Origin of the sequence: Massilia genomosp. 1, from assembly GCF_011682185.1 — a bacterium.
Classification (GTDB): Bacteria; Pseudomonadota; Gammaproteobacteria; order Burkholderiales; family Burkholderiaceae_D; genus Telluria_A; species Telluria_A rubra.
The window spans coordinates 22,980-31,733 of the sequence record NZ_WHJF01000081.1 but is presented as its reverse complement, the minus strand read 5'-3'; the positions used below and the strand labels follow the sequence as shown (position 1 = coordinate 31,733).

The window sequence follows — 8,754 nt, the reverse complement described above, 5'->3', positions numbered from 1 at the left end:
AGCCTACCCGCAGGGCGCATTTGAAAGCCTCATGGCCGCAAGGCAGTGGGTCGGCACGTTCGTGCGCTGGTACAACGAGGAACACCGTCACAGCGCTATCCAATTCGTTACACCGGCACAGCGTCACTCGGGCCTGGACGGCGCGCTGCTACGCAAACGCGCCGAGGTCTATGAAGCGGCCAAGGCCGCGCGCCCGGAGCGCTGGAGTGGCGATACGCGAAGCTGGGCGCCAGTGACGACGGTACACCTCAATCCCGAAAAAAGTGTCACGGAAGCCGTCACCAAAAAGGAGAAAAATCAAGCACTCAAAAAAGCAGCGTAAAAATCGTATTTAGGCGACAACTAGCTTGCAAATTTCCGTGGACGTGAACGGGATTGTTTCCTGGGTGGACGCTCTCATGCGGAACGCATGATATGCATGCACAATTTCGGGATCGGCGGCGGCGGGACTGCTACAATCGGCCCATATTGCTAAAGGAGCATGAGACATGACGCAAGACCTGACCTTGGAGCGGAATATGGAAGAACAGAAAAACATGGCGCGCATTCTGTATATCGTGCATGCGCTGGCATTGGTTTTCTCGCTGGGCATGCTGTCGGCGATCCCGCTGATCGTCAACTACATCAAGCGCGGCGAGGCGCAAGGGACCTTCGTCTACAGCCATCACAGCTGGATGATCCGCTCGTTCTGGTGGTTCGTTTTCTGGATGGTGGTCGCTATTTTCTTTGCGGTGGCGCTGGGCTGGGTGTTCGGTATCGGCCTGTTCATCGCATGGGTCGTCGGCGGACTGGCGTGGATCTGGAAAGCGTATCGCCTGCTGAAAGGATTTTTCGATCTGGAGAAGAACCAGGCGATGCCGGCTTGACGACGGTTAGCCGGACCGTCCGCCACCGGTTAGCTCGTCGTTCCCGCCTGCGCGGGAACGACGAGCTAGCGGTAACCGCGAGCCAACGGGAACGACGCGCCAGTGGCCGGAACGCACACGCGGCTCACAGCCGCGCCAAGCCCTGCTCGATGTCCGCGATCAGGTCATCGGCTTCTTCCAGCCCGATATTGAAGCGCACCAGCACCCCCGCATCCTTCCAATCCTTGCGCATTGCCTGCACCCGGCACGGCATGACCAGGCTGTTCGCCCCGCCCCAGCTGTAGCCAATCCCGAACAAGGCCAGGCTGTCGACAAAGCGGTCGGTCTGCTCTTGGCTGTAACGCGCATCGAACACCACCGAAAACAAGCCCCCTGCCCCGGTAAAATCGCGCTTCCAGTGTGCATGACCCGGACAATCGGCAAACGCCGGGTGCAGCACGCGCGCAATCTCGGGACGCGCCTTGAGCCAGAGCGCCACCTTGCGCGCGGCCGCATCGTGCGCTTCAAAACGCAGCCGCATGGTGGGGAGCGAGCGCAGCACCAGGTACGCATCGTCGGCGCTGACACCCAGGCCGAGCCGCATATGCGCCATCGCCAGCCGGTCGTTGAGCGCACGCTCGCGCGTAATCACGGCGCCCATCAGCACATCCGAGCCGCCCGACTGGTACTTGGTCAGCGCCTGCATGATGATGTCGACGCCATGCGCGAAGCCGCGCAGTGCCAAGCCGGCCGACCAGGTGTTATCGAGCGCCACCAGGGCGCCGGCGGCATGCGCCGCCTTGCAGATGGCCGGCAAGTCGGGCACTTCCATCGACACCGACCCCGGCGCCTCGGTCCAGACCAGTTTCGTATTCGGCTGCATCAGTTGCGCGATGCCGGCCCCGATCATCGGATCGTAATAGCGCGCCGTGATGCCGAAGTCGGCGCTGAGCCAGCGCCCCAGTTCGCGGTTCGGGTTGTACACATTATCGGGCAGCAGCACGTCGTCGCCGCTTTTGAGCAGCGCAAAATCGACCATGGCGATCGCCGCCAGCCCGCTCGGCGCCAGCAGGCAGAACTGCCCGTCTTCGATGGCGGCCAGGCGCGCTTCCAGCGTGAACGTGGTGGGCGTGCCGTGCAGGCCGTAGGTATAGGCGCTTTTGTCTTTCCAGTCGCCCGAACGCATCGCCGCGACATCCTTGAACAGGACCGTCGAGGCGTGATGGATCGGGGTGGGAAACGCCGCAAAGCCGGCGGGCGGCTGGTAGGCGTCGTGAATCAGTTGGGTTTGCGGGGAAGTTGTTTTCATCGGGCTGGCAGGATTGGCAGTGGCGGCGCGGCCACTTGCTTCGGCCGTGCCAGCCGTGGGGGACTAGAGGGGGCCTCGAAAAACCGTAGCGAGCGGCGCCAGTTTCGTCCGAGAAGCGCAGCCGTACGAAGGTACGGTGAGCATCGCAGGGCGAAAATGACGCCGCGCAGTAGGTTTTTCGAGGCCCACTAGACGACCGAAGCCCAGAGATCGTGGGCGTCGGCGGCGGTGATGGCGACCTCGGCGAATTCGCCGACGCTGAGCTTCTTGCCCGGCACCAGCGAGCGCTTGATGTGGACCACGCCGTCGATTTCAGGCGCGTCGGCCCACGAGCGGCCGATCGCTTCCTTGGCGCCGACTTCATCGACCAGCACGCGCATGGTCTTGCCGACCTTGGCCTGCAGGCGCTTGGCCGAGATTTCTTCTTGCAGCAGCATGACGCGGCCGCGCCGCTCTTCGCGCACGTCGTCCGGCACCGGATTGTCGAGCAGGTTGGCGCTCGCGCCTTCCACTGGCGAATACGCAAAGCAGCCGAGGCGGTCGATCTGGGCTTCCTTGAGGAAGTCGAGCAGGTACTCGAATTCGGCTTCGGTTTCGCCCGGGAAGCCGGCGATGAAGGTCGAGCGGATCGTCAGGTCCGGGTTCATGGCGCGCCAGGCCTGGATGCGGTCGAGGTTTTTCTCGCCGCTGGCCGGGCGCTTCATGCGCTTCAACACATCGGGATGGGCGTGCTGCATCGGAATGTCGAGGTAAGGCAGGACATTGCCACCGCTCATCATCGGGATGATCTGGTCGACGTGCGGATATGGATACACATAGTGCAGGCGCACCCAGGCGCCGAACTGCGCGGCCAGCTGGCCCAGCGCTTCGACCAGTTGCGTCATGTGGGTCTTGACCGGGCGGCCATTCCAGAAACCGGAGCGGAACTTGACGTCGACGCCGTAGGCGCTGGTGTCTTGCGAGATGACCAGCAATTCCTTGACGCCGGCCTTGAACAGGTTTTCGGCTTCCATCATCAGGTCGGCGATCGGACGCGACACGAGGTCGCCGCGCATCGACGGGATGATGCAGAAACTGCAACGGTGATTGCAGCCTTCGGAAATCTTGAGGTAAGCGTAATGTTTCGGCGTGAGCTTGATGCCCTGCGCCGGCACCAGGTCGAAGAACGGCTCGTGCGGCTTGGGCAGGTGCAGATGGACCGAGTCCATGACTTCGCCGAGGGCGTGGGGACCGGTGACGGCCAGCACTTTCGGGTGGACCTTCATGATGATGTCGTCGCCGGCAGCATCTTTTTTGGCGCCGAGGCAGCCGGTGACGATGACGCGGCCATTTTCGGCCAGCGCTTCGCCGATGGCGTCGAGCGATTCTTGCACGGCGGCGTCGATGAAGCCGCAAGTGTTGACGATGACCAGATCCGCGCCTTCGTACGACTTCGCGGTTTCGTAGCCTTCGGCGCGCAGCTGGGTCAGGATCTGTTCGGAGTCGACCAGCGCTTTAGGGCAACCGAGCGAGACAAAGCCGACTTTTGGAGCGGCACCAGGAAGGGGATTACGACGAAGTTCGGACATGTTGGAGGCACAATAAAGCAGGGTAATCTGCGATTATACCTGTTTGGGACGGGGAGTTGGTGGTTTAGGTGTTGCCGCCGCGCTAGTGTTAGCTCGGTCGAACTGCCTATTCTCCACCAGTAGCGCCGTCTTCCCCGCGAAGGCGGGGACGACGGGATGGGCTACGCCAGCTTTCGCGCTGAAAGGAGATTTACTTCTTCTCCACCGGCGGAAACGGAAACGCCGCCCCAAAAATGCTCTTGCTCTGGTTTTGCATCTGTTCCTGCATCTGTACGAACAGGTTTTTGCTCTGGTCGATGTAGTTGTTCATCATCCCCTGCATCATCGGTCCCTGCACGTTCATGAACTGGGTCCACATCTCCGGGCTGAACGGCTTGCCTTCGAACGTCCCGGTCTGGCCGGTGGTGAACTTGTTCTGGATATCGGTGAAGGCCTGGACGTTTTTCTCCAGATACGAGCCCATCATCCCCTGCATGGCGTGGCCGTAATAGCGAATGATCTGCGACAACACACCGCTCGAAAACATCGGCGCGCCGTTCGCTTCTTCTTCCAGGATGATCTGAAGCAAGATGCTGCGGGTCAGGTCTTCGCTGCTCTTGGCGTCGATGACGGTGAACTCATCGGCGTCGAGCACCAGCTGCTTGACGTCGGTCAGGGTGATATACGAACTGGTCTGGGTATCGTACAGACGACGATTCGGGTACTTCTTGATCAGGCGTTCCGTACTCTTTTTTGCACTACTCATCTCGAGGTTCCACTTATTGCGCCGCAGCGCATGTTGACTGATCACGAAAAAAAAGCGGACTGAGGTCCGCTCCTGACACGCCTGCTTTTTGCATTATAGAGTGGATATTCGCAAAAATACCACTTTACGCGGTCGGGTGCAGCAAATAGTGCGCCGCACCCAAACTGTAAGTACCGGGCAACGCCCGTTGCCCTGCTTCATTGCAAGATTCAGTCGGCCCGCACCTTCACATAACGCCCCGGCGCCGGCTCGATCGGCTGGTGGTCGGCATTCCCAAATTTCTTTGGAGCACTGACATCCTTGCCGCCGTGATTGGCCAAAAAGGCCGCCCATTCCGGCCACCAGCTGCCGACGTGTTCGGTGGCGCCGCTGAACCATTGCTCGGCCGGCACCACGGCGGCGTTGGCCTCGGCTTCCGGCGCGGCCTTCTTGCCCTTGCCTTTGCCCTTGGCCGGCGCCGCCACCGGGGCGGGATCGTTGGTCCAGTAGCTGCGCTTGTTCTTCGATGCCGGATTGATCACCCCGGCAATATGCCCGGACGCGCCCAGCACGAAGCGGTTGGCCCCGGCCTTGCCGGGATTGAGCAGCCCCAGCGAGGCATAGCTGGCCTTCCACGGCACGATATGATCTTCACGCGAGCCGTACACGAACACCGGCGCATCGATCGCGCCCAGGTCGACCCTGGACCCGGCCACGGTCAGCTTGCCAGGCACCTTCAAGCTGTTTTCCAGGTACGTATTGCGCAGATACCAGCAAAACATCGGGCCCGGCAGGTTGGTGCTGTCCGAATTCCAGTACAACAAGTCGAACGGCGGCGGCTCCTTGCCTTTCAGATAGTTCGACTGCACATAGTTCCACACCAGGTCGTTCGGACGCAGCGAAGAAAACGTCGTCGCCAGGTCGCGGCCCGGCATCAGCCCGCCTTTGGCCAGGGCTTTTTCGCGCATGGCGACCTGGGTTTCGTCGATGAACACTTCGAGCACGCCGGTGTCCTCGAAGTCGAGCAAGGTGGTCAACAGGGTCAGGCTGGCGGCCGCTTGTTCGCCGCGCGCGGCCAGCACCGCCAGCGCCGTACTCATGATGGTGCCGCCGACGCAAAAGCCGAAGGCGTTGACCTTCTCGCTGCCCGCAATGGCGCGCGCGACCTCGATCGCCTTGATGGCGCCGGTCTCGACATAGTCATCCCAGGTGGTGCCGCCCAGCGAGGCATCCGGATTGCGCCACGACACCAGGAACACGGTGTTGCCCTGCTCTACCGCATAGCGCACCACCGAATTTTCCGGCTGCAAATCGAGGATGTAGAATTTGTTGATGCAAGGCGGCATCATCAGCAGCGGCACCTGGTGTACGGTCGGCGTGGCCGGGCTGTACTGGATCAGCTGGAACAGATGGTTTTCGAACACCACCTGGCCGGGCGTGGTAGCCACGTTGCGGCCCACTTCAAAAGCCGACTCGTCCGACAGCGAAATGCGCCCTTTCTGCATATCGCCCAGCATGTTGGACAGCCCCCGCGAGAGGCTTTCGCCCTTGGTTTCGATGAGTTGTTGCTGCGCTTCCGGATTGGTCGCCAAAAAATTGGCGGGCGACATGGCATCGACCATCTGCTGCACGGCGAAACGGATCTTTTGCCGTTCGCGCGGACCGGCCTCCACGGCATTGGCCATGGCGGTCAGGAACTCGGCGTTTAACAGGTATGATGCGGCACTGTAGGCGGACATCGGATTGGCCAGCCATTCCGGCGCGGCAAAGCGGCGGTCGGCCAGCGCCGGGGTTTTACCGGACAGAAATTCCTGCCACAATCCCGCTGCTTTTTGCAGATAGTCGTTGCGCAGCGCATCGAGCGCTTGCTGCGGGATGGTGGCGCCGGCATCCTTGAGCAGGCTGGCGACCGGACTGGTGTCCAGCGGCGCCGGACGGAACAGCGCCTGCCAGGCGGATGGATCGGTCATTTGCGCCATCCATGCGGAGGCCATCGCTTGCGGGTCGGGCATATTCATGTTTGCGTTCATTGTTTCAATCTTTTCCAAGGAAAGTTGTATGTGGCTTGTCGCTATTGCATGGATCTATGTGGTCGGACTGATGGCTGCTACGGAGATAATCGAGCACAGTATTGTCGCAGGGATTATGACTTTTTTGGGCTATTGTGTGTTGCCTTTGTCAATAGTCTGGTATATCGCCGGTTCCAAGATGCGGCGCATGAAGATCGCACAGAAAGAAGACATGGCGCGCCGCCTGCGCGCGGGACGCCAGCCGGACGGGCCGGCGGGCAGCGGCGAGCGCGAGCGCCTGCGCCATGCACGCGACGCCGACTCTAGCGACAGCCCCGACTGGAGCGACGGCGGCGGCAGCGACAGCGGCAGCGGCAGTAGCGACAGCGGAGGCGGCGACAGTGGCGGCGGCTCCAGCGGCGACTGACACGCGCCCGACGCCTATTTAATCCAGATCAGGCTGGCCTGGCGGCCGGTCACCTGCTCGCGCCGGTAGGAATAGAAGCGACCGCGCTCGCTTGCAGTGCAGTATGTTCCGCCGGAAACACGGTGTACGCCGTCGCGCGCCAGCACGATGCGCGCCAGCATATACATATCCGCCAGATACTTGCCCGGACGCCCGGGAAAGGCGGCGAAGGCCTGCGCCATCGATGCCGCCTCCTCCGCGCCGCGCGCGTGCGCGACGAAGCTGTCGAACACATCGCTGCCGACTTCGAACTGGCTCGGGCCGATTGCCGGTCCCAGCCAGGCGCTGATCTCGCCGGCGCCGGCGGCGCGCATGGCCGCCACGGTCTCGCCCAGCACCCCCGCGGCCAGCCCGCGCCAGCCGGCGTGCGCCGCGCCCACCACCTTGCCGTCCAGGGACGCGAACAGCACCGGCAGGCAATCGGCGGTCATGATGGCGCACACCACGCCGGGCGCGTGCGCGATGCTGGCGTCGCCCACCCGCACCGGCTGGCCCGGCTGCACGCTGGCGGCGTCGACCACGGCCACCCCATGCACCTGGGAGATCCAGGCCGGCGCGCCCGGCAGCGACTGGCGCAGGCGCGCGCGGTTGAGCTCAACGAGCACCGGATCGTCGCCGACATGCCGGCCCAGGTTCAGGCCGCCGCCGCCGGCGCCGTCGTCATACGGCGCCGGACTGACGCCGCCGACCCGGGTGGTGGCCAGCGCACCCACGCCGGCCGGCATGTCCGGCCAGTCGGGTGCGATGAGATGCACGCCGGGCATCAGACCTGCTCGGGCTCGGGAATGCCGGCGCGTTCGATCAGCTCGGCAAAATCATCGGCCAGCGGCACGATCCATTCCATCTCCTGGCCGCTGGCCGGATGCACCAGCCCCAGGCGGCGCGCCTGCAGCGCCTGGCGCGGAAAGACCGGCGTCAGATGCTGCTTGCCGTACACGGCGTCGCCCACCAGCGCGAAGCCGATCGACAGCATGTGTACGCGGATCTGGTGGGTGCGGCCGGTCTCGAGCTGGCATTGCACCAAACTGACGGGACGACGGTCCAACATGCCGGTAGCGATGCGCTGGTAGTGGGTAATGGCCGGCTTGGCCGAAAAATTGGTCGACACCGCCATCTTGACCCGGTCTTTCGGGTGGCGACCCATCGACGCATCGATGGTGCTGCTCAGTTGCGGCGTGCCCCAGACCAGCGCAAAGTACTCGCGCTTGACGGTGCGCGCCTGTAACTGGCGTACCAGGTCGGTTTGCGCCGCCAGGGTTTTGCCGATCACCATCAGGCCGCTGGTGTCCTTGTCGAGCCGGTGTACGATCCCTGCGCGCGGCACGCCGGCCAGTTGCGGGCAATGGTGCAACAGGCCGTTGAGCAAGGTGCCGGCCCAGTTGCCGGCGCCCGGATGCACGACCAGGCCGGCCGGTTTGTTGATGACGATGATATGCTCATCCTCGAAAACGATGTTCAATTCCATCGCTTCCGGCGTGTAGGCCTCGTCTTCCGGCGCGCTTTGTGGCAGGATGACGACCGTTTCGTCGCCATAGGCCGTGTCTTTGCCGCGTGCGGGCTTGCCGTCGACCAGCACGTGGCCGGCTTCGAACCACAATTGCAGGCGGCTGCGCGAAAATTGCGGAACCAGGCCGGCAATGACCTTGTCCAGACGGTGGCCGCAGGCGTCCGGCGTCAGTTCGAGGTGGATTGGAGAGAGGTCGATGCCGGTGGCGGCAGGGACGTATTCGTCGCCCGCCTCGTCGTCGAGGTCGATCTCCAGATCGGGGTCTAAGGGCAAATCCGCCGAATTCGGCGTTGGAGTTAATATCACAGCAGTCCCATCGGCTATAA

9 protein-coding genes are annotated in these 8,754 nt (G+C 62.9%); 3 read left to right on the top strand and 6 right to left on the bottom strand.

Annotated features, from left to right (window positions below):
• The coding region (locus tag F1735_RS24445; RefSeq protein WP_167239344.1) for an integrase core domain-containing protein at nucleotides 1-322 on the top strand (322 nt) is incomplete at its 5' end.
• A gap of 166 nt (nucleotides 323-488) precedes the next feature.
• On the top strand, nucleotides 489-866 hold the full coding sequence (locus tag F1735_RS24440; RefSeq protein WP_167239343.1) for a DUF4870 family protein: 378 nt from the start codon (nucleotides 489-491) through the stop codon (nucleotides 864-866).
• Between the two features lie 124 nt (nucleotides 867-990).
• Here the strand turns inward: F1735_RS24440 and F1735_RS24435 are convergent, their stop codons facing one another.
• The 4 genes from F1735_RS24435 to phaC all read right to left on the bottom strand — a co-directional run bounded on the left by F1735_RS24435 (nucleotide 991) and on the right by phaC (nucleotide 6,464).
• A complete protein-coding gene (locus F1735_RS24435; RefSeq protein ID WP_167239342.1) occupies nucleotides 991-2,154 on the bottom strand; it encodes a cystathionine beta-lyase in 1,164 nt (387 codons plus the stop codon).
• Between the two features lie 188 nt (nucleotides 2,155-2,342).
• Nucleotides 2,343-3,722: a 30S ribosomal protein S12 methylthiotransferase RimO gene (gene rimO / locus F1735_RS24430; RefSeq protein ID WP_167239341.1), complete on the bottom strand. Its 1,380-nt coding sequence runs from the start codon at nucleotides 3,720-3,722 to the stop codon at nucleotides 2,343-2,345.
• Between the two features lie 190 nt (nucleotides 3,723-3,912).
• Entirely contained in the window at nucleotides 3,913-4,467 is a 555-nt protein-coding gene (gene phaR / locus F1735_RS24425) for a polyhydroxyalkanoate synthesis repressor PhaR (RefSeq protein WP_167075505.1), read from the bottom strand.
• A 209-nt stretch (nucleotides 4,468-4,676) separates the two neighbouring features.
• Nucleotides 4,677-6,464 carry a class I poly(R)-hydroxyalkanoic acid synthase gene (gene phaC, locus F1735_RS24420; RefSeq protein ID WP_167239340.1) on the bottom strand — a complete coding sequence of 596 codons (1,788 nt, stop codon included), beginning with the start codon at nucleotides 6,462-6,464 and terminating at the stop codon, nucleotides 4,677-4,679.
• Between the two features lie 199 nt (nucleotides 6,465-6,663).
• On the opposite strand from phaC, the gene F1735_RS24415 reads away from it, so the two are divergent.
• Nucleotides 6,664-6,882, top strand: coding sequence for a hypothetical protein (locus F1735_RS24415; RefSeq protein ID WP_167239318.1), 219 nt, complete (start codon nucleotides 6,664-6,666; stop codon nucleotides 6,880-6,882).
• Nucleotides 6,883-6,896: 14 nt separating this feature from the next.
• Here F1735_RS24415 and pgeF read toward each other — a convergent pair whose 3' ends face one another.
• Complete coding sequence (pgeF, locus tag F1735_RS24410) at nucleotides 6,897-7,676, bottom strand: peptidoglycan editing factor PgeF (RefSeq protein WP_167239347.1); 780 nt, start codon at nucleotides 7,674-7,676, stop codon at nucleotides 6,897-6,899.
• An 8-nt stretch (nucleotides 7,677-7,684) separates the two neighbouring features.
• Nucleotides 7,685-8,734: an RluA family pseudouridine synthase gene (locus tag F1735_RS24405; RefSeq protein WP_167239339.1), complete on the bottom strand. Its 1,050-nt coding sequence runs from the start codon at nucleotides 8,732-8,734 to the stop codon at nucleotides 7,685-7,687.
• Nucleotides 8,735-8,754 lie beyond the last annotated feature (20 nt).

Bases quoted from the DNA above. Each gene is read 5' to 3' on its own strand.
- F1735_RS24440 (WP_167239343.1), top strand. From the start codon at position 489: ATGACGCAAGACCTGACCTTGGAGCGGAATATGGAAGAACAGAAAAAC.
- rimO (WP_167239341.1), bottom strand. From the start codon at position 3,722: ATGTCCGAACTTCGTCGTAATCCCCTTCCTGGTGCCGCTCCAAAAGTC.
- phaC (WP_167239340.1), bottom strand. From the start codon at position 6,464: ATGAATATGCCCGACCCGCAAGCGATGGCCTCCGCATGGATGGCGCAA.
- phaR (WP_167075505.1), bottom strand. From the start codon at position 4,467: ATGAGTAGTGCAAAAAAGAGTACGGAACGCCTGATCAAGAAGTACCCG.
- F1735_RS24435 (WP_167239342.1), bottom strand. From the start codon at position 2,154: ATGAAAACAACTTCCCCGCAAACCCAACTGATTCACGACGCCTACCAG.
- F1735_RS24415 (WP_167239318.1), top strand. From the start codon at position 6,664: ATGAAGATCGCACAGAAAGAAGACATGGCGCGCCGCCTGCGCGCGGGA.